The 26,322-nt window shown below is 42.3% G+C and carries 17 protein-coding genes; 13 read left to right on the forward strand and 4 right to left on the reverse strand.

Translation table 11 applies throughout. The annotated features are described in order from the left end of the window. The first annotated feature begins 407 nt into the window (after positions 1–407). A complete protein-coding gene (locus G610_RS0112465; RefSeq protein WP_026525068.1) occupies positions 408–2,588 on the forward strand; it encodes a fibronectin type III domain-containing protein in 2,181 nt (726 codons plus the stop codon). A gap of 46 nt (positions 2,589–2,634) precedes the next feature. Here the strand turns inward: G610_RS0112465 and G610_RS0112470 are convergent, their stop codons facing one another. Beyond that, a complete protein-coding gene (locus G610_RS0112470; RefSeq protein ID WP_026525069.1) occupies positions 2,635–3,246 on the reverse strand; it encodes a TetR/AcrR family transcriptional regulator in 612 nt (203 codons plus the stop codon). 190 nt (positions 3,247–3,436) lie between these two features. Here G610_RS0112470 and G610_RS20795 point away from each other — a divergent pair, with 190 nt between their 5' ends. Then, entirely contained in the window at positions 3,437–4,852 is a 1,416-nt protein-coding gene (locus tag G610_RS20795; RefSeq protein WP_051197975.1) for an MATE family efflux transporter, read from the forward strand. A gap of 30 nt (positions 4,853–4,882) precedes the next feature. Next, complete coding sequence (locus G610_RS20800) at positions 4,883–5,590, forward strand: diacylglycerol/polyprenol kinase family protein (protein ID WP_051197976.1); 708 nt, start codon at positions 4,883–4,885, stop codon at positions 5,588–5,590. On the opposite strand, the gene G610_RS0112485 is transcribed toward G610_RS20800, so the two are convergent. Then, positions 5,533–6,771, reverse strand: a complete 1,239-nt coding sequence (locus G610_RS0112485) for an AraC family transcriptional regulator (RefSeq protein WP_026525070.1) — start codon at positions 6,769–6,771, stop codon at positions 5,533–5,535. The genes G610_RS20800 and G610_RS0112485 overlap by 58 nt on opposite strands. A 225-nt stretch (positions 6,772–6,996) precedes the next feature. On the opposite strand from G610_RS0112485, the gene G610_RS0112490 reads away from it, so the two are divergent. The 9 genes from G610_RS0112490 (at position 6,997) to G610_RS20810 (ending at position 22,882) form a co-directional block, all read left to right on the forward strand. Then, positions 6,997–9,210 carry a glycoside hydrolase family 2 protein gene (locus G610_RS0112490; protein WP_026525071.1) on the forward strand — a complete coding sequence of 738 codons (2,214 nt, stop codon included), beginning with the start codon at positions 6,997–6,999 and terminating at the stop codon, positions 9,208–9,210. Between the two features lie 33 nt (positions 9,211–9,243). Beyond that, on the forward strand, positions 9,244–10,713 hold the full coding sequence (locus G610_RS0112495) for an MFS transporter (protein ID WP_026525072.1): 1,470 nt from the start codon (positions 9,244–9,246) through the stop codon (positions 10,711–10,713). Between the two features lie 24 nt (positions 10,714–10,737). Beyond that, on the forward strand, positions 10,738–13,011 hold the full coding sequence (locus tag G610_RS0112500) for a family 78 glycoside hydrolase catalytic domain (protein ID WP_035797518.1): 2,274 nt from the start codon (positions 10,738–10,740) through the stop codon (positions 13,009–13,011). 65 nt (positions 13,012–13,076) lie between these two features. Continuing rightward, positions 13,077–14,888 (forward strand): family 43 glycosylhydrolase, encoded by a 1,812-nt coding sequence (locus tag G610_RS0112505; RefSeq protein WP_026525074.1) that lies wholly within the window; start codon positions 13,077–13,079, stop codon positions 14,886–14,888. Further along, on the forward strand, positions 14,885–16,546 hold the full coding sequence (locus tag G610_RS0112510; RefSeq protein WP_051197977.1) for a GH35 family beta-galactosidase: 1,662 nt from the start codon (positions 14,885–14,887) through the stop codon (positions 16,544–16,546). Before G610_RS0112505 ends, G610_RS0112510 begins: the two co-directional genes overlap by 4 nt. A 16-nt stretch (positions 16,547–16,562) precedes the next feature. Continuing rightward, on the forward strand, positions 16,563–17,462 hold the full coding sequence (locus G610_RS0112515; RefSeq protein WP_051197978.1) for a sugar phosphate isomerase/epimerase family protein: 900 nt from the start codon (positions 16,563–16,565) through the stop codon (positions 17,460–17,462). 189 nt (positions 17,463–17,651) lie between these two features. Then, positions 17,652–18,911, forward strand: a complete 1,260-nt coding sequence (locus G610_RS22275) for a sensor histidine kinase (RefSeq protein WP_196809843.1) — start codon at positions 17,652–17,654, stop codon at positions 18,909–18,911. Between the two features lie 6 nt (positions 18,912–18,917). Further along, the gene (locus G610_RS0112525; RefSeq protein WP_026525077.1) at positions 18,918–19,733 is read left to right on the forward strand and encodes a response regulator; all 816 of its coding nucleotides are present in this window, start codon (positions 18,918–18,920) and stop codon (positions 19,731–19,733) included. Positions 19,734–19,840: 107 nt separating this feature from the next. Continuing rightward, positions 19,841–22,882: a glycosyl hydrolase 115 family protein gene (locus tag G610_RS20810; protein WP_051197980.1), complete on the forward strand. Its 3,042-nt coding sequence runs from the start codon at positions 19,841–19,843 to the stop codon at positions 22,880–22,882. A 266-nt stretch (positions 22,883–23,148) separates the two neighbouring features. On the opposite strand, the gene G610_RS0112535 is transcribed toward G610_RS20810, so the two are convergent. After that, entirely contained in the window at positions 23,149–23,787 is a 639-nt protein-coding gene (locus tag G610_RS0112535; protein WP_081667457.1) for a YczE/YyaS/YitT family protein, read from the reverse strand. A gap of 224 nt (positions 23,788–24,011) precedes the next feature. Here G610_RS0112535 and G610_RS0112540 point away from each other — a divergent pair, with 224 nt between their 5' ends. Beyond that, entirely contained in the window at positions 24,012–25,208 is a 1,197-nt protein-coding gene (locus G610_RS0112540) for a hypothetical protein (RefSeq protein WP_026525079.1), read from the forward strand. 65 nt (positions 25,209–25,273) lie between these two features. Here the strand turns inward: G610_RS0112540 and G610_RS0112545 are convergent, their stop codons facing one another. After that, positions 25,274–26,191, reverse strand: coding sequence for a fibronectin type III domain-containing protein (locus G610_RS0112545; RefSeq protein WP_026525080.1), 918 nt, complete (start codon positions 26,189–26,191; stop codon positions 25,274–25,276). Between the last annotated feature and the right edge of the window lie 131 nt (positions 26,192–26,322).

Genomic DNA, 26,322 nt, shown 5'->3' on the forward strand with positions numbered 1-26,322 from the left:
TGAGGCGCACAGATATCCTTGATCTGCTTGACTACAGAATATCTGTCAGGAAATATCTGTCAACCCTGCGCACGGCGCACCGCAAAGCGGCTTTGGGGTTGACTGATATTTCCTGGCAGATAAAGTAGTCAACAAGCAGACCAAGGAATATAAGCGGAACACAAGGTTCCGCAGGGAACAAACGGCTAGGGGCTGGTAACGGGGGCTTCAGTGCTGTATAATAACGGAGACAAAGTCTGATCTTAAATGATTCCGGGTGTATTCCACCCTTTTGTTTCCGAATATCAATTTACGCTATCCTTCGTTAGAATTTCTTTGACACTTTTGCACAAAATATAGTAGAATACTGATATCTGAGGGGACAGTTTCCATAATTTTTTGTGAAAGGGTTTGTTGGGGAAATCATTATGTATCAAAATTGTCGCAGGTTGTTACTTTCTGTAACAGCCATCTTCTGTTCGCTCATCTTTTTTTATCCAATTCATGTAAATGCATACAATAATATAATGCATGTTGTAGACGCTACCGATACTACCATAACTATAGACTGGAGCATGGCTGCTGATGATGCCTTTGAAGATCAGAAGGCTGACGGCAATACGAAATACAAGTATGATTATTTCAAAGTTGGCTATATGGCTAATCCCTGTGACAGAAATAAAATGAAACATAATATTTCTGTTGATACCAAAAAGCGACAGTATACAATAAAGGGGCTTAAGCCTGATACCGAATATTCAATCGAGGTGGATTGGAAAATATCTCATTCCAGCCCCAAGACAACAGGAAGTACTGTACATAATTTTCAAGTGCTTGATGCTGCCACAACAAGCGGTTCCAACAAGACTGCAAAGTTTGTAGGCTCCACCGGAACAACGGCTACTGTTGAATTTGGCGAAGCTTTAAAAGAGATTGAAAGCGAATGTCGTGAGAAAAATTACACCCCCGGTACATATACAGTCAGTGTTGGATATGCAGATCAGGCAGAGGGCACGGATGCAGCTCTTAAGAAGGCAAAGGAGATTGCAGGAAAGAAATATTACAAGATAGGTAATAAGCAGGCCTTTTACAACATGAGAGGTCTTAAGCCAAAGCATAGCTATACATTTGTTGCAGCTGTGTGGCTTGGTGCCAGTAATGGAAATACCGGTAGTTACAAGAAATTCTTTAAATATGTTCAGTTATCAGATATAAAAACAAAAGACATGGATGACTCTGCAATCTATAACAGTGTTGAGCCGCAGACTAAGTTTGATTCCCGCAAAGACAGTGATGCTGCCGGAAGATATCTTTCTTCTACCTACGACTCCTATGGCGTTACATTAGCAACTACGGTTACTGCAAATACCATTACCATAGACTGGTCTAAACAGAAACAGTCAGATAGGAAGATTAAAGCTGCTAAAGATGAGAAAAAGCTCTGTTTTGCCATAGTTGAGGATGAGCAATACGATGCGGATGCGGACAGACAAAAGTATGGTCCAAACTATAATTACGGACCTAATGTCAGAAAGGCAGCAAAAAAGGCAGATGCGCATCAGTTTCAGGCTGATGTATCCACTAAAAGCTTTACTTTTTCCGGTCTAAAACCTGCTACCAGTTACACAGTTATAATGAAATGCGGCTGGGAGAACAAGTCCGGTTTCAGTGAAAAGATTTATCCTTTCCTCACTCACATCTGTACTGAAGGCGCAAAAACTGATGATGAAATTCAAAGTCATGTGACCAAGGACAAGGTTATCGCATATATGTATGACGGTGTTGTTAAGCATCAGGGTACCGAGGCCCATCTTGATTGGACAAATGCCATCAAGAATTATTGCGGTCAGACCGTGCTTAGTGAATACTGCGCAAGACCCGGAATCGACTCAGTAACTGATATAGGCTATGCCAAGCTTCCGGCTGACTTAAAGAATGCCAATGCTGTAAAGGCAAGCTACAAGGCAGCTGAGAAAATGCTAAAAAATACTGATTACAATGCGCTTGCGGTCAACTATCCATACTCAAATACCAGAATATATAATCTGGACCCCAGTGCTAAGTATGTATTTGCTGTCAGATTCACAACCTACTGGTATTTATGCGGCACAAGGCGCAGCTTTACAGATATTTTTTATGTAGATGAAACAGGAATCAATTATTATAAAGCAAGTAAGATAGGCGCTTCTTATGGCGTCACAAGCAGTGAATCCGGTCAGGGTGGTTCAGGAAGCAGCGGTGAAAGTACCGGCGCTGGTAGCAGTTCCGGTTCGGGTAAGAGTTCCGGCAGTAATGTAAATGCTGAAAATGCTAAGGCAAAAGATCTTGCCCAGATTAGCTGCAGTAGTAATAAAGTATCCCATAAGAAGCTGAAGAAAAAGGCCCAGACTGTAACAATTAAAGTAGATAATTCAAAGGGAAAAATTACTGTTAAGGACGTTTCCTCCAAAAAGAACAGGAAGGTCGCAACGGTCAGTGTTAAGGGAAGAAAGGTTACTGTAAAGTTTAAGAAGGGTACATCCAAAGGCGTTTATAAGTTCAAGGTAACAGTTGGCGCTAAGGATGGTATCAAAAAGACCACCGAGACATTTAAGATTAAGGTCGGCTGATAAGGTGCACAAAAGGCACACCAATAGCAAAGAGTGGTCCTAAGTTTTATTGAATGCCACTAAGCGTCATTTTAGCGAGCTTTAAAATCTTTGCTGCGATTTGTTCCTCAGATTCTGCAAAGCCTGATTTATTCCAATAATCTATTACTCCGGCGCTGCCTGCAGAGATATATGCAAAAAGCACTTCTTTGTTAAGGTCAGGGGCGGAGTCAGCATAAACACTTAGTGCTTCTGAAAAATGATCATAAAACAGAAGCACTAATTTTTTTGAAAATTCTGAGCCGTTTTGGGACATAAAGGACATCAGACTAAGATCATCTTTCATGCTTTCCCTCATATATTTCAGGGTATTGGTTACGAATTCATCGATATTCTCATAGCTTGCAGCTTCCAATTTTGCTGTGATTTCATCTATTACAGCTTCTTGGAGCTTGTCTACCAGATCCGGAACATCCAGATAATGCTTATAGAAAGTCGCTCTGTTTATCTCTGCACGGCTGCAGATAGCTGTGACTGAGATTTTTTCATATCCGATTTCCCGCAATAATTCATAGAAGGCTGTGCGAATGCGCATTTTTGTATAACGTATTCTGCCGTCTTCTTTTTTCTTTGTATCAGTATTGCTTTTCAGTGAATAATTCTTAATTTTCTCTGACATAATCGACACTTTCCTCCAATGTGTTTATTAACTAACAGTTTTGAAAATATTGATGGTTGCCAGCGTTTATGCGGCTTTCTATAATCAACATAAAAATAATAAACAATTGTTGAATAATTTACAAGTGTCAAATATTTGCAGAATGGCATTAGCTATTTGTTGCAAATTGCATTAGGACGGAGATGAGTATATGAAAGATAAGAGAAATAAGATTTATGAAAGTGACAACCTGTGGTGGTCGATCCTTGGAATGGTAATGCCGGCGCTTTTAACCATACTGGTGATCCTCATTTATAACATTGCGGACATGGTATTTGTGGGACAAACCGGAGAAACAGCCCAGGTGGCTGCAGTTTCAATCGTTGGCCCTGTGTTTAACCTCATAATGGCGGTGGCCATGCTTTTGTCATCGGGAGGTACGGTTCTGATTTCCAGGGATCTCGGAGCAAAAGATGAGGAACATGCAAAGCAGGTTTCAGCGGTCTGCATGTGGGGAGCGATTATTCTTGGAATAGCTTCAGCGATACTCATAATTGCGGCACACAAGCCGCTTCTTGGGCTTCTTGGAACTACTGCAGATACCTACGAATATGCAAGAACCTACATGATAATTCTGGCTGTTGGTGCACCGTTTCTGCTTCTAAGCAATATGCTTGGGCAGCTAATGAGAGCAGAAGGAGCGGTAAAATATGGCCTTATCGCAAATTTGTCAGGAACATTTATAAATATAGTGCTTGATCCCGTTTTTATCCTGACTTTGAAAATGGGCGTGACCGGGGCAGCAATAGCAACGGTTATCGGAAATTTCATAGCTACAATGATCAGCCTGTATTACATGAAGAGGAAAGCGGTTGTACTTAATATGAAGCTTTCAAATGCCCTTATCAGACCGCAGCTGGTTTTCTCGGTGATGGCGCTTGGAATTCCAAATGCTGTAAGTACGTTCCTTTCTGGCTTTGCCGGCACTTTTTCAAACAGACTCCTGTCAGGCTATGGGTCTGATTCCATTGCAGCAAACGCAGCGGCGGGTCGTGTGAACATGATAATCGTAATGATTCTTATGGGAATCTGTATGGGAGCTCAGCCGCTTATTTCCTACAACTACGGTGCAAGAAATCTTAAGAAGCTATCAGGCGTCATGAAAAGAATTCTGATCATGTGCGTGACAGTAGGCACGGTAACAACGGCTCTGGTAATTATGTTCAGGCAGACAGCAATTGGGCTTTTCCTGAAGGATGCATCTGTGGCAGCCATGGCGGAATCCATAGTCGTACTTTTGATGATAAGCTCGCCATTCCTTGGCTTTTTCTTTCTTGCGACCAATTTCCTTCAGTCCACAGGAAAGGCCATGTCAGCAACAGTTATGTCTACCCTGCAAAAAGGAGTACTGCTCATCCCGTTACTGTTTATTTTGGAGTATTTCTTCGGCTTTTACGGAATTATTTATGCTTATGTAGTGGCGGATTTTGCCTCCAGTGCAATAGCGGTAGTATTCCTGATCATCAACTGGAAATCAGTAAAGAAGGAACTGAAAAAGGATACGACAGAAAAGAAATTAACCTTTTTGAACTCAGATAATAAAGAGATAAATGCTCGCGCAGTGTGATGCAAGATAATATATGGAGGAGAATTGAAAATGCACGAAATTATTGTAGATATGTTTGTTGGACTTAAGTATTTCCTGATTTATATGTTTTCCCTGGCGGGAGCCGTATTTATTGTCAATAAGGTTGTCCCGTTGCCCAAAGAGTTATTCAGAAAACTACTTCACTTTATAGCCTTTTCGTCTGTGATAGTTATGATATATACAGCAAAAAACTGGATCGCGGCATCACTTGTTCCGATAATGATAATCGTTCTTATGTATCCCGGATTGTTGCATGCAGAAAAAGATAAGCGTTTTACGCAGATGGTTTCACAGAGAAGAGAGGGTGAATTAAAATCCAGCTTATTTCAGCTTTTTCTGACAATAGCGGTCATTATTGCTGTTAGCTGGGGACTTTTGGGACATAAAGAATTTGCTGTTGCGTCGATACTTATGTGGGGCTTTGGAGACGCTGCAGCAGCTCTTATAGGTAAAAGATTTGGCAAACACAAAGTGCTTCGATTTAAGCACGTTGATCATAAAAAGAGCTGGGAAGGAACCGCTGCAATGTCGGTCGTAGCTTTTGCTTTTGGACTGGCAAGCCTTATGATAGTCGGAAATATTCCCATTGAAAACTGCCTTCCGGCAGTTATTATAGCGGCTCCTTTGGCTGCAATTACAGAACTGTTTACTAAAAATGGTTATGATACAGTAACGGTTCCCTTTGTAAGTGTGGCAGCCCTGTTTCTTTTCCTGTAACCTGATGGAGTCATACCATACACTTTTTTAAAGACCTTTACAAAATAATTATTATCTGAGTAACCCACATAGCTGCTGATTTCCTGAATTTCATTATCTGTATCACGAAGGAAACCGGCGGCTTTTTCACATCTTTTGCCGGCTATATATTCAGTTATGGTCTTGCCTGTTTCCTTTTTGAATACCTTAGATAGATGAGAGGCAGAGACGTTTGCTGTGCGGGATAGTTCGTCTATAAGAATTTCTTCACTGAGATGAAAATCTATATATTCAATGACTTTCTGAATTGACGCAGAATAGCCACCCATGGAGAGCTTGTACTCATGCACGGCAGATGTAAGCTCCACTATCATGCTTTCAATGTAACTATGCTGCATTATTGCCTCCTTTACGGAGTCCAGAAGCTGCACATATTTTTGGGTTATAGCATTTATGGTTATAACAGAAAGTCCGGAATCCTCAGCGGCTTTTCTGGCAAGAACTCTGATTATAGCAAAAGAGATTTCGGGTTTTGAGTAGGAAGGATTGTCCTTCATAAGCTCCTCATTGCCCTTGATGTTGGCCATGGTAGAATACGCCTGTTTTACGTTTTCTACATCTCCGTTTTTTATCATGGACAAAAAGCGCCTTTCATTGTCGTAGCGTCTGTAAATATTGCTGAAATTTGTGTTTTCAATCGCAGTTCCATGGGAAACCTCGGAGGATTCCTGAATGAAACCCGACAATTTTCTGTAGTTATAGGCAAGGATACCGGGCTCGAAGGACTGCATTATGGATGTAATTAGCGCCTGTAGCTGACTTGAATAGATTATCTGAAAAGAGGTGTAGTACAGTCTTAAAGCTATGGTGCTGGAGGATGGAACATTATTTTTTATTAAGATCTGTTCAGTTTTTGACTCTGAATACTCGCTTTGTACGTATGGGCCAACCAGTATCATCCTGTCACCAAAGACAAAAAAGCAGGTGCAAACACCAAGCTGGTCAACGATTTCATAGATGGTGGAAGGATCTGCTGAGTTCATCAAAAGTGACAGCGCTTCACGGGTAAACATGGGCTGCAGTGAATTGTTAAAGCAGTATTTTTCTTCAAAGCTGCGAAGATCCTTGTCGTAGTCTGTTATTTCCAAAACCGGAACGTTCGCAATATTTCTGATAAGTCTCAGGAATAATTCAGTATTCATAATAACCTCTTTGATTCAAATATCTTGCATATTATAGTAAAAATCTATTATAAAAATCAAATAATACTATATTTAAAATAAATTATAGCACAAAAATTCTGATACGGAGTAAATAACGAACATATTAATACTATTTTGAACAGGAATATTCTAATGATGCGAAAGGCAAAGTGCTATCATTATTTTGCAAACACATAATTATCATTTGAATTGGAGAAAAGTTAAATGCGTAGCACTTTTTTATGGAACGACAATTGGACTTTTATCAAAGAGAATAACAAAGAGCAGGTGGTGATTCCTCACACCTGGAATGCCGAGGATGGTCAAACAGGACCGCAGCAATATTATAGAGGCACCTGTTTTTATAAGAAGTCATTTGGTAAACCTGTCATGGAAGAAAATCAGAGGTGCTATCTGGAGTTCAGAGGCGTTAATTCTTCCTGTAAGGTTGCAATAAACGGAAGTGACATCTGCTCTCATGACGGAGGATATTCCACCTTTAGATGCGATATTACTGATTTTTTGTCTGATGAAAATGAGATAGAAGTGAGTGTATCCAATGAGCCAAATGATAGGGTATATCCTCAGAGAGCTGACTTCACATTCTATGGCGGAATTTACAGAGATGTATATCTGATAATAGTAGATAACGAGCACTTTGACCTTGATTATTTTGGAGGAAACGGACTGTATGTTACACCTTCAATAGATGGAAAAAATGCAGTAATAGATGTAAAAACCTACATTACTGGCAATCCGGACAGAATTCTGATATCAATCGACGGCATCGGTGAAAAAGAAATTGAGATCTCGGAAGAAAACGGCAAAAAAGTGGCTAAGGGTAGTTTGAAAATAGAGAATGCTCATCTCTGGAACGGATTGGAAGATCCCTATTTATATAAGATCACAGCAACGATGTTCAAGGAATCTGAGCAGGTGGACAGACTCTATGACAGATTTGGAGTCAGAGAGTTTTCCTTTAATCCTGAAAAGGGATTTTTCTTAAATGGAGAAAGCTATCCGCTTCATGGTGTTTCAAGACATCAGGACAGAGCCGGGGTTGGAAATGCTCTTACAAAAGAGATGCATGATGAAGATATGGAGCTGATCCTGTCCATGGGTGCCAATTCTATAAGACTTGCCCATTATCAGCACGATCAGTACTTCTATGATCTTTGTGACGAGAAGGGAATCGTTGCCTGGGCAGAGATTCCATATATCACAGTGCACATGGATGGTGGCCGTGAAAACACCATTTCACAGATGAAGGAGCTCATAACTCAGAATTATAACCATGCATCCATCATGTGCTGGGCTCTTTCCAATGAGATAACACTTCAGGGCGTTACCGAGGATCTTATGGAAAATCACAGGATTCTCAACAATCTGGTTCACGAGATGGATCCCGGCAGAGTATCCGCAATGGCAAATCTTTTCATGCTTGAGACGGATTCACCCCTTGTGGAGCTTCCTGATATCAGAGGCTATAACCTGTATTACGGCTGGTATGTGGGCGATATGGAGGATAATGATAAGTGGTTTGATGATTTCCACAAGGAACATCCAAATACAGTTATCGGCCTTACGGAATACGGTGCGGATTCAGTTATATCGCTGCAGTCGCCAAAGCCTGAAAAGGGCGATTTTACTGAAAGCTATCAGGCAATTTATCACGAGCACATGCTTGAAATGTTCAGCACAAGACCCTATATCTGGGGAACCTATTGCTGGAACATGTTTGAATTTGCAGCAGCCGGCAGAGAGGATGCAGGGGATCCCGGGAAAAATCATAAAGGACTTATCACTTTTGACAGGAAAACAAAGAAGGATGCCTATTACATCTACAAAGCATGGTGGTCAGATGAGCCTTTCGTTCATCTGTGCGGAAGAAGGTATCACGATCGGATAGAAGAAAACACAGAGATTAAAGTGTATTCCAATCTGAATAAGGTGACTCTTTACGTGGATGACAGAGAAGTGGAGACCAAAGAAGGAAAACATATATTTAAATTCATGGTTCCGATTTCTGCAGTACATAGAATCAAAGCTGTGGCAGAGGAACAGAGTGATGAGATGGAAATAGTAAAGGTTTCAGAGCCAAATCCCTCATATTTTATTTCGGCAGACAAGGTTAGAAACTGGTTTGACGAAAAGGATGAGGAAGTGTCGAATGACAGCGAATATCTCTCACTTTCCAGTACCATGGCAGAAGTAAATGCTGTCCCTGAAGGGAAGGCGATACTTGATAATATGATGGCTGCCATGAATTCCAGAACAGCAGGTGGTATGGGAGAAGGAGTGAAAATTCCTAAAGCAATGCAGGCAATAATCGCAAGACAGCCGATTAATAAGCTGCTTAAACAAGGCGGATTTGATGCAGATTCTCCTGAGGTTAAGGCTCTTGAAAAAGCACTTTCTCAGATTAAAAAAGCAAAATAATAACGGGGGTAATTTAGATAAACGGAGGGTAACATGGAAAACTTAAATGTAAATAATTCAGATAAAAATAATGTATATCACAAGGCCAAAACCTGGCAGATAATTCTTTTTGCCTGCAACGGACTTGTGGGTATGAGCCTATATTCACTGATCGGCCTCGCCAGCTATTCAGCCAATGTGGGCTATGGAATCGCAACTGTAGCGGTTGGCGGAATCCTAACATTTACCAGAATTTTAGATGCTATAACAGATCCTCTACTGGCATTTGTCTACGACAGAGTTAATACCAGATGGGGAAAAATCAGGATACTTATCGTCGCAGGCTGGATTATTGAGGCTATCGCACTTTTCTGCATGTTCAGCGGCTTTTCCAGTAAGGGTCACGGCCTTGCAACCTTTGTGGGATTTTACATACTTTATGTAATCGGCTATACCATGACTAACATGACAGCGCTTACGGTACCGAATTTACTTACCAATGATCCCAAGCAAAGACCTACTATCGGTGTATGGCAGACAGTATTTAATTATCTTGTTCCTATTACACTTAGTATTGCCCTCAATGTAATACTTCTTCCGAAATTCGGCGGAACCTACAACCAGGCCTATCTCTCAGCTGCATGCATTCTAACTCTTGCAGTATCAGCACTTGGAGTGGTGCTTGTATGTATCGGTGTGTCTGAATACGATAAACCTGAAAACTTTAAAAACATTACAGCAAACAAAGAAGAAAAGCTCAGTATTAAGGATATGGTCAGTGCAGTTAAGGAAAATAAACCTTTTCAGTGCTATATAGTTGCTGCAGCATCAGATAAAATTGCGCAGCAGGTTGCAAGTCAGTCAATTGTGGGAACACTACTTGCAGGAATCGTAATCGGAAATATGGGACTGTCAACAATACTTAATATGATAGCTATTTTGCCTGCAATTTTATTTGCCGTATTTGGCGCTCGATATGCAGGAAATCACGGAAATAAAGAATCCATTACAACCTGGACCTGGGCATGCATGGGAATTTCTGCGGGACTTATAGCTTTCTTTGGAGTAATTGATCCTCATCACATCGCAACCTTTGGACCCATGATGATAATTTACGTTGCTTTAACACTTATTCTTAACGGAGCAAAGATGTGCGTAACCACAGCAAATTCGGCATTTGTATCAGACCTTATTGATTATGAGCTGGACAGAACCGGTAAATTTATCCCTGCTGTAATGACAGGAACCTACAACTTAATTGATAAGATTGTTTCTGCTTTTTCAGTAGTTATCGCAACAGGCGCAGTTGCTCTTGTGGGTTACACACAGACTCTACCTCAGCCGGGAGACCCGCTGACAAGATCAATTTTTTGGATGACAATGTTTTTGCAGTACGGCCTTGCCATGATCGGCTGGATCTGTACCATCGTTGCCATGAGAAAATGCGACCTCACAAAGGAAGAAATGGTTAAGGTACAGCACAGGATTTCTGAGAAAAAGAAGGCAGCAAAAGAGTGTGCCTGATATTGAAAATTTAAAAGGATTTTTATGACAGAAAAGATTTTTAAAAATGCAAAATGGATAACGCCGGAGAAGAAGACAGAGCCTGATGTAAGGAAAGGCGCAGGATATTTAAGGAAAATCCTGATACTTGAATCCGTTCCGGAAAATGCATTGCTTTTTGCCACGGCCCACGGCCTTTATGAAATATCAGTTAACGGAAAAGCTGTTACGAATGCCAGGCTCACACCGGGATGTACAGAGTATAACGACAGACTTATGTACCAGCAATACGACATTGCAGACCTTTTAAAAGAAGGTGAAAATGAGATTTTCGTTACCTTAGGTGATGGCTGGTACAGAGGCTGCATAGGAATTGACGGAACCAGGAATTTCTTTGGAGAGGATATTTCTTTTATCTGCGAGGCTATAGACGGAGTAGGAAAAGAGCTCTTTGTAACAGATGAATCCTGGGAAGGCTCAGGGCAGGGGCCCATACTTCTTACAGACTTAGAGCTTGGCGAAAACTATGATGCAAGACTTGAGGATATACAGGAATGGAGCCCTGTGAGGACCTTGGATTTTGATATGGAAAATCTGGTTCCGCAGGACGCTCCCTACATTCTGGAGCATGAGATTTTTGAAGGAAAACTCATAAAAACATCTGCCGGTGAGGACGTTTATGACTTTTCACAGAACCTGGCAGGATACACGGAAATTATGATTGAGAATGCTGTGGCCGGCCAGACTATTACTCTAATCCATGGCGAAACGCTGGATGAAAACGGAAATTTTACCATAGCGAATTTTCAGCCGGGAGACCGAAATAAAGCAGGCGGAATCAAGCAGGAAATTAACTATATCTGCAAGGATGGTAGAAACGAGTTTAAGCCTCATTTTTCAATATTTGGATTTCGTTATGCAAAAATCGTAACGGATATTCCTCTCCAAAACATAAGCATTCGAAGCATCGCTGTTTACTCTGATATGAGAGAAACAGCGGACTTTGAGTGCTCAGATGAAGCTGTAAACAAGCTTTTTAAAAACAGCAAATGGAGCATGAAATCCAACTTCTGCGATATTCCAACGGACTGTCCCACCAGGGAAAGAGCCGGCTGGACCGGTGATGCCGGAGTTTTTGTAAAGACCGGATCCTATCTTATGGACTGCGAGGGTGTTTATCGCAACTGGCTTTCCAGTGTCAGGTTTAACCAGCATTCTGACGGCAAGATGGCATATATCAGTCCAAGAAATGGTGTGCCCGGGAGAATTGCAGAAATGTTCTCCGCATCGGTGGGCTGGGGCGATGCTTCGGTCATTGTTCCTTACTTTTTATATAAGAAATCGGGAGATGTATCTATCCTTTCAGAAAACTACGAAATGATGAAGGCATGGGTAGGCTTTCTTGAGAAAAGAGCCGGCAAAAGCAAGCTAAAGAACCGTTTTGGCAAAAATCCCTACAGAAAATTCATCATAGATACAGGCATGGATTACGGTGAATGGTGCGAGCCCGGAACGGATGTTATGAAGACCCTGGCAGCGGCATTTAGAGATGGCCAGCCGGAAGTGGCAACAGCATATTTTTCATATTCATCAAGATTGTTATCAGAGATTGCATGTACCCTCGGTAAGACAAATGACGCAGGCTATTACAGGGATTTGTCTGATAAGGCAAGAGATGCGTACAGGTATCTTGTTTTAAAGGATGGTCATATTCACTCAGAGAGACAGTGTGAATATGTAAGACCCCTGGCTTTTGGACTTCTTGGAGAGGACGAAGAGAAAAATGCAGCGGAGGATTTAAACAGGCTGGTAATTGATAATGGATATCATTTAAACACCGGTTTTCTTTCCACGCCTTTCCTCTGCGAAGTTTTGGCAAAGCATGGATACGTGGATACTGCATATAAGCTTCTTTTACAGCGCACATATCCATCCTGGCTTTATTCCGTTGAAAAAGGTGCAACGACCATCTGGGAGACCTGGGATGGCATAAGAGAAGATGGCACCGTTCACGATTCGCTAAATCATTATTCCTACGGAGCAATTTCCGGGTGGCTGATATCAGGAGTTTTGGGAATAAATTACGCACATGATGCAGTAATTATCGAACCTTTTCCCAGTAAACAATTATCCTTTGCGAAGGGATATTTTGATTCACCTAAAGGCATGATAAGAGTAGAATGGAAGTATAATGATAATGATTGTTCTTTTCATATAGAAATTCCTGACGGAGTAACAGCGAAAATCAGAATACACGGCATGGAAGAAACAGCAGTCTGCGGCGGAAAGTATGACTATACCATCAGTTTAGGTAATTAGTTACGAGCCCCGTATTCGAACGAACTCAGTTAGAAATAGCAAGCAATTATAGAGGAGAAAATGAAATGAGCTACGTTTGCAACCCGATAAACATCAACTACAGATATCAGTTTAATGCTGACCCCAGAAAGGGCGGAGAAATCCAGATTTGCAGAGAAGCTGCGGATCCGTCCATGATCCTTTTCAAGGGCAGATACTATATTTTTGCATCCATGACACTGGGAGTATGGGTGTCTGATGATCTTGTAAAGTGGGAAAATCACAGACTTCCTGATGAGCTTCCTTTATACGATTATGCTCCGGATGTACGAGTAATGGGAGATTACGTATATTTTTGCGCATCAAAAAGAGATGAAAACTGCGACCGCTTCAGAACGAAGGATATTCTGAACGGACCCTATGAGAAAATTCCCGGCAACTTCCCTTACTGGGATCCCAATCTTTTCATAGATGATGATGGAAAAGTGTATTTTTACTGGGGCTGCTCCAATACAGAGCCCATTTACGGATGCGAGCTTGACCCTGAAACCATGCTTCCAAAGGGCGAGAAAGTGCCTATGCTTGAGGGACATCCCACAGAGTATGGCTATGAGAGAGTTGGAGAGGATAATTCTATTTTTCCTGCTTCACAAGAGGAAATTGAGAAGGGATTTCAGGGCTTTCTTGCTATGCAGAACACCACGGAAGATCAGATTCCCGATGACCTTAAGCCACTAATCAAGGGTATGTTCTCCAATATGCCCTATATCGAAGGCGCCTGGGTGGATAAGCATAACGGAAAATACTATCTGCAATATGCATTTGCAGGAACTCAGTTCAATACCTATGGTGATGGCGTTTACGTATCGGATTCGCCCCTTGGCCCCTATAAGCTGGCTGAGAACAATCCTTATTCCTACAATCCCGGCGGATTTTTACCGGGAGCAGGCCACGGCTCAACCATGGAGGATAAAAGCGGAAATCTCTGGCACACCGCTACCATGAGAATAAGTGTAAATCACGACTTTGAGAGACGAGTAGGACTTTGGCCTGCAGGCTTTGATAAGGACGGAGAACTGTTCTGCAATCAGAGATACGGTAACTGGCCCTTTAAAATAAGCGGTGCAAAGCAGGATCCCTGGAAAAATCCGGACTGGTTCCTTCTGAGCTATGGCAAAAAGACAAGCTGCTCATCCGCGCTTTCAGAGAATCCTTCAGAAAATGTTACTGATGAGGATGTGCAGACACTATGGCGTCCCGCATCAACAGGCAAGGATGAATGGATTACAGTTGATCTTGGAAACGTATATAAAGTAAATGCTGTGCAAATTAACTTTGGCGATGGAAAGCTTGATATTCCTATCCCCGGTGAGATCAGAGGAACCACTCAGGCTCGTTTTATCGATGACAAGACCTATTGCACCCGCTGGAAAATGGAAGGATCTGTGGACGGCGAAGATTTCTTTGTTTTAGAGGATAAATCAGAAGCAACAACTGATCTGACTCATGACCTGGTGGTAATGGAAGAAGGCAGGGAGATAAGATATATCAGAGTTTCTAATATTGAAGTTCCATATGGACAGATTCCCGCTCTTTCCGGCATTCGCGTATTTGGAAAAGGCGAGGGCGAGCTGCCAAAAGCTCCTGTTTTCTCTGCAAAAAGAGATTCCGGCATCGATATGAGTGTAAAGATTGAAGCAGGAGATAATGCTGTAGGCCATGTGATTCTCTGGGGAAGCTCACCTGAAAAGCTTTATCACAGTTGGATGGTTCTTGGAGATGATGCTGTAGGTAGCGAGAAGCGCATAGGTGCTTTGGTTACCGGAAGAGATTACTATTTGAGAGTAGACAGTTTTAACGAAAGCGGCATTACTGAAGGAGAGGTTACAAAATTATGATGAATCACACAATTCCTCACATTGAAACAAGAAACAACAAGCAGGTGCTGATAGTTGAAGATAAACCCTTCATTTTACTTGCAGGTGAAGTTCACAATTCAGACTCCTCATCACCGAAATACATGGAGGAAATCTGGGATATCGCTGGTCAGCTTGGGATGAACACGCTGCTCCTTCCTGCAACCTGGGAAATGATTGAACCGGAGGAAGGGTGTTTTAATTTTGAAGTGCCCACAGAGCTTATTAATCAGGCAAGAGAGAGAGGAATGAGGATCGTCTTTCTCTGGTTTGGAAGCTGGAAAAATGCAGAGTGCATGTATGCTCCAGGATGGGTAAAGCAGGACCTTAAGCGATTCCCCAGAGCTCAGATTGAAAAGGGAAAAAACAAGGCAGGCCGGGCAATTTCGCCTTCACTTCCTGTAAAAATCCCTTATACTACACTATCTTATCTTGGAGAAGAGACTGTAAAGGCAGATGCAAAGGCCTTTGCTGCTTTCATGTCTTTCCTTAAAACCTATGACGAAGAACAGCAGACTGTTATTGCGGTTCAGGTGGAAAATGAGACAGGACTTCTTGGAGCTTCAAGAGAGGTGTCAGATGCGGCAGATGCTGCTTTTGAGGCAGCTGTTCCGGAAGCTTTTGCCTCATACATGAGAAGTCATACTGAGACTATGACAGAAGAAATAAGAGAAGCGGTTCTGGCAGGAAAAGAGCAGGGTAGCTGGAAGGAAGTTTTCGGAGACTGCGCTGATGAAATTTTCTCTGCATATTATGTATCTAAATTCGTAAATACTGTGGCTGAGGCCGGAAAAAAGGTATATCCGCTTCCCATGGCAGCCAATTGCTGGCTCGATAAGGGTGATAAGCCGGGAACCTATCCTACAGGCGGTCCTATATCCAAGGTTCATGAGGTGTGGGACTTCTGCGCACCAAATATTGACGTGTATTGCCCGGATATTTACGTACCGCAGTTCAAAGAAGTTTGCGACGAGTATACAAGACGCGGGAATGCTCTTTTCATTCCGGAGAGTGCAACTCACGGCTACGCCGCTCCAAGACTTTGCTATACAGTAGGGCACTATCACGCTATGTGTTATTCGCCCTTTGGCTTTGACGATATTGGTAAGCCATTTACTGCAGTGCAGGCCTTTTTATTTGGAATGGACGTAACTGATCCGGCCTTGAAAACACCTCAGAATTTCGAAGAATATGCGGCTTACGGTCAGATTTTAAAGGAAATGATGCCCATGCTTGCAGAAGCCTACGGCACTGATTGCCTGCAGGCCGTTTCAGCGGAAACAGATTCTCCCGCACCTGCTGCGGATGGGAATCCCTTCGGGGCTCTACCGGCCACTATGAATTTTGGCTCATTTAGCGTAAGCGTAACCTTCAAAAGTCCAGTAAATCCACGCTCAGACGGAGCATGTCTCTGCCTTAAAGTAAGCGATAATGAATGCTGGGTAGTAGGAAACGCCTGCGGAATTTCCTTGAATTCGGCAAATCCTGATGTTCCAAACCTGGATTTTTTAGAGGTTACTGAAGGATGCTTTGAAAAGGGCAGATGGATTCCAGGCCGCAGATTAAACGGCGATGAGGCGGCACAGATGTCCATGAGCAGTCCCAGTGTTTGGCATATTAGATTTTTTACCTATGAATGATAGTAATGAGGTTTTTATGAACGAAGAACAACGTGCAGGTTCTGATTTTTCCGGAGCAGCTGCATGTCCTGTAAAAAAGGGCGTGCAGCAGATAATGCTTGGAAGAGTATGCAAAAATCACGATACCACTCTTGATGCTCTAAGAAGGATTAAGGCTGCAGGCTATGATTACATAGAGCTCAATGATTTCATGGTTCAGAAGTCTTCTTTGATAGTAAAGCTTCTGACAAGCTTTGGAGGCATGAGTATCGGAAACAGCGGAAATCATGACTGGCACAGGCTGATTTCTGAAAGTGGTATGCTGGTCAGTAGCCTCAATTCTAATCTTGGCGCTGTAGAGAACGATCCTGCCACAATTGCTGAGCTTGCAAAAAGCTTTGGCACTGACGTTGTGGTGATTACCGGAATGTACAGGTTTGATTACAGCGATAATACCGAAGTTGAGAAGCTGGCAGAGCGGCTGAACTGTGCAGGAAAAGCACTAAAGGATCAGGGCATAAAGCTTTTGTATCACAATCACAACAGTGAGTTGCAAAAGGTGAGATATGGCGTAACTGCATACGACGTACTTATAGAAAAAACAGACCCGGAGTATGTGAATTTTGAGCTTGATACCTATTGGATGACAGATGGCGGAGCAGATGTGTATGCCATCATTGATAAGCTTGGGCCCAGACTTAGATTCTGGCATATTAACGACAGGGGAAACAGAGAAAAAGGGCCCTATATGACGCCAATTCTAAAGGAAAATCCTACAGAGCTGGGCTATGGAAATATGAATCTTGAAGGTATTTCATGCGCAGTTAAGAAATGCGGCATTGAAGCTGTAATCTTGGAAACTCACATGAACTGGATTCAAAATGATCCTGTAAAAAGCGCTGAAGTAAGCGCAGAATTTATAAAAACGCATTTTTAAGCGCCGGGTTACCGGCGTTTTCCCTTTCATTTACTACATTCATGAATCTCCGATTCATGGGTGTATGACATTTGATGGACAAGGGCGTTTATAATTTAACCATGAACTGACAAACAGTTTTGCACCAGGTGTGGACTAAAATAGCTGCACCTGGTGTTTCTGTGATAAAGTAATTACATGGTAACTTATATGAATGATCCAAATACACAAACAATAATGGTGCTTAATTTGGCACTTATAGCGCAGCTCGTTGGCGTTTCACTGGCTGTTATGCTCGATCCCTATATCAAAAAGGAGAATAGGTATAGGGTTTATGCAATTGTTGCTATCGTTGCTTTTTTAATTTTTGAGCCACAGTTCAGTATAGATTTCGCTGATGTTTTTTATAAAAACAATCTGCCTTTTTGGCTTACGTTAACAACATCTGTCAGCTACGTACTTCGTGCAATAACGCTGTACCTTTTTATCAGATTATCCGGGATTAACTGGGGTAAAAAATTCCTCTACGGAGTTTTGATTGTCAATGCGGCCATCTGCTTTACAGCCTTCTTTAAGCCCTGGGTTTTTGCCTTCGCAGAAGACGGTTCCTGGTGCAGAGGGCCCCTTGGTTATGAGCCTTTTATTGCCAGTGCCATTCTGATTGTTGTTCTTGTGGTAGGCGCTTATAAACGTTATAAGGGACATCGCCGGGCAGAAAACTTTGTGCCGCTTGTTATTTCGCTGTTCGTTGTAGGTGCGGTTTATCTGGATCTATCGATGAATTTCGGTCCCCGCGTTTCGTTTCTTACAGTGGCAATGGCTGAAAGTACCGTATTTTTCTATATCTGGCTACACCTTCAGTTTGTCCGTGAGCATGAGGACGCACTAAAAGCAGAGCAGAGAATCAGGATCATGATGTCACAGATTCAGCCCCACTTTTTGTTTAATGCGCTGTCCACAATTCAGGCATTGACTGAGACAGACCCTGAACGTGCATCGAAGGTTATAGAAGAATTCGCTATGTATCTGCGTCAGAATATCCATTCCCTTAATCAGGAATCCCTTATTCCTGTAAAAAAGGAAATTGAGCACACCAGAGTTTACTCCGATATTGAGCAGGTAAGATTCCCGTCCATCAGGATTGATTATGATATTGAGGATGAAGATTTCATGATTCCTCCTCTTACGATTCAGCCTATGGTTGAAAACGCAATACGTCACGGCGTCAGAGGAAATAAGCACGGATGGGTATCCGTCGACACCTACAGGGACGGGGATGACCATGTTATTTCCATTCGTGATAACGGTACGGGCTTCGATGTGGATGAGATGATAGAAGCCACAAAAAACGGCGATCACATCGGACTAAGAAATGTTCGAGACAGGGTAATAAACATGACAGGAGGTACTTTCTCCATAGAAAGCGTGATCGGAGAAGGAACGTCCATAACCATAAAGATACCGGGGTAAAATTATATGAATGCGATATGTGTAGATGATGAGGAGCTTATCCTTTCAAGGACAGCCTCTCTTGTGAAAAAAACAAATATTTTTGATTCAGTCGAAGCCTTCATGGATCCCACTGAGGCAATAGCTTATCTGGATGAAAAGAAAGTGGATCTGGCACTTCTTGATATCGATATGCCGGGGATGGGAGGCCTTGAGCTTGCTACCAATCTGAAGCAGAAAAATCCCGAGATCAAGGTGATTTTCCTTACAGGTTATTCGGAATATGCCATAGATGCTTATGCAATGCATGCGACAGGTTATCTTCTTAAGCCCATTGGCTATGATAAGCTGGTTTCAGAGCTTGAATTTGCCTTGGGACCCGAATTGCAGGAAAAAGAGGAAAGCACAGCTACCCAGGAAAAGCCCAAAGTAAAGGTTGAAACCTTTGGATATTTCAATATTTTGGTGGATGACAAGCTTGTGGTTTTCAAGCGAAACAAGGCAAAGGAGCTTATCGCCTGCCTTGTGGACCGCAGGGGACAGTTCATTTCCAGAAAGGATCTGTTCTATATTCTCTGGGAAGACGATGATTATGACAGAGCAAAACAGAAATATCTGGATACCATAATAAGAAGTCTGAAGGATACTTTGGAAGAATACGGCATCTTAGATATTTTCGATGTAGAGAGCGGAATGATGCGCGTGGTTCCCGAGAAGCTGGACTGTGATTTATACAGGTTTCTTGATAATGACAAGGCAGCCATCGAGAGCTTCAGAGGAGAATATATGAGTTCCTATTCCTGGGCCAGCGCAACAGAAGGCTATCTGACGGACAGAATATAATTAAACTTCATTTTGGATAAGGTTTATATTTGACAAAAAGAGCGCAAGATACGACAAGCCTCCGTGATTTTTATGTGCAATAATATAAAAATCTCGGAGGTAATTTTATGCGTAGCTTTAGTTTATTTGAAAATGGAAAAATAGCAGACTTCCTCATTGAGAAGGAAGCCTTCGAAGGAATAAAAATAATCGGAAAAACCGTGGCAGAGGATATAGAAATCGTCACAGGAAAAAGACCTGAGATTCACGATGAGCTTTCAGAGATCACTTCTGAAAACCTGATCATTGCAGCTACTATTGGTAAAAGTCCTGTCTTAGACAGACTTATTTCTGATGGAAAAATATCTGTAAGTGACATAGACGGGAAACGCGAAGTTTATAAGATGTCTCTTGTGGAGGCGCCTTTCCCGGAGTATGTCAGTGTTAAGAAGCTTCTGGTAATCGCAGGAAGTGACAAGCGCGGAACTATCTATGGCATGTTTAGTCTGTCAGAGATGTGCGGCGTATCACCGCTTGTTTTCTGGGGTGATGCAGCGCCTGCCAAAAAAGCCGAGCTGGTTTTAGATTTTGAAAAAAAGATTGTATCAAAGGAGCCTTCAGTTAAATACCGCGGATTTTTCATCAATGACGAGTGGCCTGCCTTTGGAAACTGGTGTACTGAGCGCTACGGCGATGTTAATGCCAATGCCTATGAGGAGATTTTTGAGCTGCTGCTTAGACTGAAGGGCAACTATATGTGGCCTGCCATGTGGAATTCTTCTTTTTCAGAGGATGGTCCCGGGACACAGAGTGCAGAGCTGGCTGATACCCTTGGCGTAATTATGGGAACATCACACCATGAGCCCCTTTGCAGAGCAGGTCTTGAGTGGCAGAGACAGTACAAAAAATATAGTGATGACAATGCCTGGAGCTTTATCACCAATGAGAAGGGCATCAGAGAATTTTGGAAGGACGGCGTAATTCGAAATAAGGACTTTGAAAACGTCATTACAATCGGTATGCGCGGTGAGTCTGATTCCAAGCTTTTACCTGAGGATGCCACACTTAAGGACAATATTGATGTAGTAAAAAAGGCCATTAAGGCTCAGGATGATATTTTAAGAGAGCAGATGAATCCTGATCTTACCGGTATTCCTCGTATGCTTGCAATCTACAAAGAGGTGGAGGATTACTACTACGGTGATGAGAATACAGAAGGACTGAAGGATTGGGATGAGCTTAAGGATGTTATTTTCCTTCTAAGCGACGATAACCACGGTCATGTGAGAGCACTGCCCACAAAAGAGGAAGCAAAGCATCCCGGCGGTTTTGGAATGTATTATCACTTTGATTATCACGGCGCACCCATAAGCTATGAGTGGGTAAACTGCAACAGACTTTCTAAAACCTGTGAGCAGATGAGCCTTGCATACGAGGCAGGGGTAAGAGATATGTGGATCGTGAATGTGGGCGATCTTAAGATGAACGAGTATCCCCTTAGCTTTTTCATGGCTCTTGCTTATGACTATGATGCCAATAAAGATATGGATAAAATCGAAGATTTCATCAGGAATTGGATTGATACTCAGCTTGGAGATGGCGCATCAAATGCTCAGAAGGATGATATCTTCGAGGTTTTGACAGGGTATTCTACATGGAATTCTACAAGAACTCCTGAGACCACAAATCCCAGAGTGTACAATCCTGTAGATTTTATGGAGGGTGACAGAGTTCGTAGCGAAGTAAGTCGTATTTTGGAAAAAGCCACAAAGCTTGATAAGGAACTGGCTGAACCTGCACTTACAACATATAGAAGTATGATTTTCTATCCTGCGGCAGCTTCACTTAACAATATTCTTATGAATGTGGAAGCAGCCATGAACAGAGAGCTGGCAGAGAGAGGCTGCGTGTATGCTAACCACTATGCGAAATCCGTTATGGAGAGAGTTCGCGCAGATATAAAATATGTGGCAGATTTCCACGGCTTTAATGGCGGAAAATGGAATCATATGATGAGCTCAGCCCACACAGGTTTTAGAAGCTGGGATGCCTATAACTGGTCATATCCTACGGTTTCTTTTGTTTCGCCACTTTATGAAGCAAAGGCTATCATATCATTTAGAGGATCAAGACGGCTGGATCTTGGCACGCACTGGCAGGGAAGTCCCGCTCTTATGAGCGATGCTTTCACAAGACCTGACACTGAGCAGGTTCTGCTTGATATAGACAGCAGAGGAGAGATTGGATTTACTTACGAGATTGAAAGTGACTGCGAATGGCTTATCTGCAATGAACCTAAGGGCAGAGTGGAGATAGCTGATAATGCTCTTGAAATTGCCGGAAGTATGACGGCGGGTGCATCTTCAATTGAAACAGGTGCTACAGAATCCGCAGAAGGCAGAAAAACAGTTGTGTTTACTGTGAACAGAGATGCTATTTCCGGGAAAGATACCGCCGAAGCCAGGGTAAAGCTCACCTTTGATAACGGCACTGTGTCCGAGACAAGTCTTTCATTTGAAGCTGATAATTCTGATATGTCAGAGCTTCTTGCAGGCCTTAACGAGGATTTACAGACAACCGGTAGCTCTAATGCCGCTGATACAACTCATAAAAAGAACGTCTTTGTAGAGCGTCAAAACCTTATCGTTATCGGTGCAGAAAACTTCACAGAGAAATCAGATGTTGAAGCTGCAGGCTTTAAGGTTATAGCACACCTTGGAAAAGCCGGAACATCAGCAATCAAGGTAATCCCTGCGACGGAGAGCTATGGCGTAGAACAGATTAAGTCAGGTGATGTGCCCTGCGTTAAGTATGCGTTTATTGCAGAGGAAAGCGGACTTTATGATATAGTTTTCCATTGCACAATGAGAAATCCCATTATCCGCAGCGGCCGTCTTAACTTTGGCTATGCCGTAAATGATGGGGATGTATGCATTGCTCATGGTGTAGGTGATGGCTATTTTACAGATTACCAGTGTGCTGAATGGGACAAGGCAGTCCTTGATCACGAGCATGTTGCTACCGCTAAGATTGAACTGCGTAAAGGCCTCAACACATTGTCAGTATATGCCGGAGATGCAGGCTTTGTGCTTGAAAAACTCGTAATGCACAAAGATACCTATGAGCTTCCGCAGACATACCTTGGCCCTGTAGAGAGCTATTCAATTTAATGATATAGGTGTCAAAAGTCAAAAATGCGTACATGCTTGCATGTTAAGCATTTTGACTTTATGACCCGAACAAATATGAGGAATTAGCAATTTACGCAGTAAATTAGCGGTTTCCGAATATTTGTAGAATTGCGAGAGTCTCGAAGAAACGGAGCAATTCGTATATCATATGGTGTCAAAATTTACTTTTGACACCTACATCATTTAATAAGTTGTAAACAAAGATTAAGGCAGGGCGATGACACCCTGCCTTGATTTTTTCTATATTATTTTTTCACCAAAATTTTCTCTGAAATAGTTCTGTTGAAGAACTGAATGAATGGACCAAAACCAAAGGCAGAAACCAGTGTTCCGATTCCAACGATGCCGCCTGCCAGGAAGCAGATCAGTGCACAGATGGCATCGCACATGATTCTTGCAAGGAAATACTGGATTTTGGGAAATCTTTCATTGATTATAAGCGCCAAAGCGTCGTATGGAGCAACACCAAGGTCTGCGGTCTGATAGAGGGATAATCCCAGAGAAATAGCCAGAACGCCCATAAATACTATAAACAATCTGAGCACAAAGCCCTGGGGTTCACCTACGATTCCAAAGAGCAGATTGTAGAAAAATGTTGCAATATATCCAAGGAAAAATGCGTTTATCACTGTTCCGAAACCGATAAGCCTTCTTCCAAACAGTATCTGAATTACAAAAAGAAGCAGGTTTACAATTATCTGCAAAACAGGGTAGTAGATTCCTGTAACCTCGGCAAGAGCCATGTTCATACCATCAAATGGATCGTTTCCCATCATGGAAAGCTTGAAGATACCTACCCCAAGACCCACAAAAATATTTCCAATGATTACGCCGATAAGTGTTCTTTTCATGCCTGCATCGGCAAAGTATTTTTTCAAATTCATCTTTTCATTCCTTCTAAATCTCTATTGATAGCAGATTCTGCCTGCAACTATCCTGCAGAAAAAAACCATACACTACAGTATAACATTTTAATTATTTGTTTTGTTGGACTTTTGTTGGACTTACAGTGTTAAGGTGCTTGTGTGGAGATAAGTCAGCGATATATGTTGGAAATCTGATTATTTCCGGGCTAAATATTTCGATTTAATTATGAGGGAGAGATATTATGAAAAATAAGATGGTAATGTTAATCACTTTATTGACAGTATCCGCTGCCGGCGTTATGGGATGCGGCAGCACAGCAGGTGCACCGGTTGAGCCTGAAGCCCAGGAAACTTCAGAAGCGGCTGCTGCAGAGATTTCTGATGAGGACGTGGCTCAGGCAGATGCTGTTGAAGCAGCTTCTACATCAGAGGAGGAAAACACAGTTGGAATGGCAAATCCATGGGTAGAGATCACAGAAGGTGAGGCTCAGGGATGTTGCGACAGATTGTTCAAAGCTCCCGATGGCGCTCAGGATCAGGTTTGGATGAAATGCGAAGAACTTGGTAATCCTGATAAAGGTATCGGGCCTTTGATTCAGCTTGGTTTTTCTCTGGATGGTATGAATTTTACAGCAAGAGCTCAGCAGGGTGCAGCAGAGGATGCAGATATTGCAGGCAATTACGTTGAGTGGACAGTAGGCCCTGACGAAGCGACAATGGCTAACTGGGGCGGTGGAAACATGGTCGGCAAAACCTATCGCAGTGTAAATGATACAGGTTATGTTGACATGATCACCTGGTATGATATGGAAATAGGAATTGCATATTCCCTTTCAGTTGCTGCAGCAGATCTTGATGGCTTTGATATCCAAGCAGTGGCTGAGCAGATGTATTCAGAGGACAATGAGCCCTTTACGAATATGCCCAACGATTTCCTTGAGGAACAGTCAGGAAAAACATCTTTTGAATCCTATGATGAAGTTATTTCTGAGCTGACCGAGGGACAGGGATATGCTTACATTAAGCTTACCGGTTGTGAGGATGAGCTCCTTGCAGTAACCGATCTTGTTTTTGAATATGATCACTCTGCATATCAGGCTTCTATCTATGGCAAGCAGAATGGGGAAGTAGTATATCTTGGTCAGGTTACGGGCAATGGTTCTTCATGTCCGCTCAGACTTGAGGATGGCATTATCTATGCCGGCACAAACCATACCTATGAGACTTACTTCATTTCAGATGAGTACAACTCTGTTATGATGAAGGATATGATCTCAGATGGTATTGATAGCGGAGCCAATGAATTCAGCGGATTCACAAGAGAAAACAATTCTTATGAGGATACTTTAGAATATACCGGCGGTCAGGAGGAGTTCGACAAGCTCATGTCTGAGAGAGAACATAAGCCCATTATTGAATTCACACCCATTGGTGAATAATCATCATAAAAAGGTGGCTGCGTACGCTGATTAAGCGACGTGGCCACCTTTAATTTTTTTATGAGTTATTTTCTACATACAGAAATCTTTGCCTTGGTTTTGACGGCCTTGGGCTTGCTCCAATCGGAGTAGGTCTTTGTGCCGCCATTTTTCTTGAAGGTACGAATTCTTACGTAATACTTTCTGCCGGGCGTAAGCTTTTTGATGGTTTTAGAAGTTGTCTTTGCCTTGCTTACAGTTACTGTCTTTACATTCTTTGTAAATGACTTGTCCATGCTGCACTGGATTTCATATCCGGTGATTCCTTTTTTCTGTTTTTTCCAGTTCAAAGTGATGGATGTCTTTGTTGATTTTGTCTTAGTAAATTTAGCCTTTTTCTGAGTCTTATCGATGTTTTCTGCAGCCTCGGTTTTTGCAGGCTCAGTCTTTTCAGGTTCGCGCTTTTCATAGGTAACAGTGCCGTGAGCAGGCTCCTGCTTGGGCTTTTCCTTAGGAGTTTCCTTCGGTTCTTCAGATGATTCTATACCATTAAGAATTCTGAAAACATATTCGTGATACTCGGGATGTTTAGCTGAATAATCATCGCAGGTCTCCACTGTAAGATGGGTGTTTTTCGGCATATCACCCCAAAAATCCACATAATCAGGCGCAAACCATTTTGCACAGGATGAAAGATCATATTCATCTCCGGGCTTTATATGTGCCTCATAGGCCCAGTTAGGTTCCGGATCGTCTTTAATATAATATGCGTATGGAGCACCCACTAAAGCAATATACATGGGCTTATTGCCGCCAAGAACAAATTTTGCAGTTTTCAACTCTTCCAATGTAAGCTCCCCACCATCGGAAACAGTGCGTCCGTCTGCCAGTTTAATAACGTTGCCGCCTGATCCCCCTGCGGCCATAGTGTGAATACTGATGCTTGAAAAAATAACAAGCGTCGCCATTATCATAATAATGGCATTTTTAAAACTTTTTTTCATACACTCACCTCTAAGAATTAGATTTAGAAGTCTAGAACGCGATCAGTCTCCACCCCACAAAAAATTTATCACAAAAATACAGTGTAAAACAAGCTATTTTCAGTGGAAATACCATTTAGATTTCATTATTA

It is taken from the genome of Butyrivibrio sp. MB2005 (assembly GCF_000424285.1).
Taxonomy (GTDB): Bacteria; Bacillota; Clostridia; order Lachnospirales; family Lachnospiraceae; genus Butyrivibrio.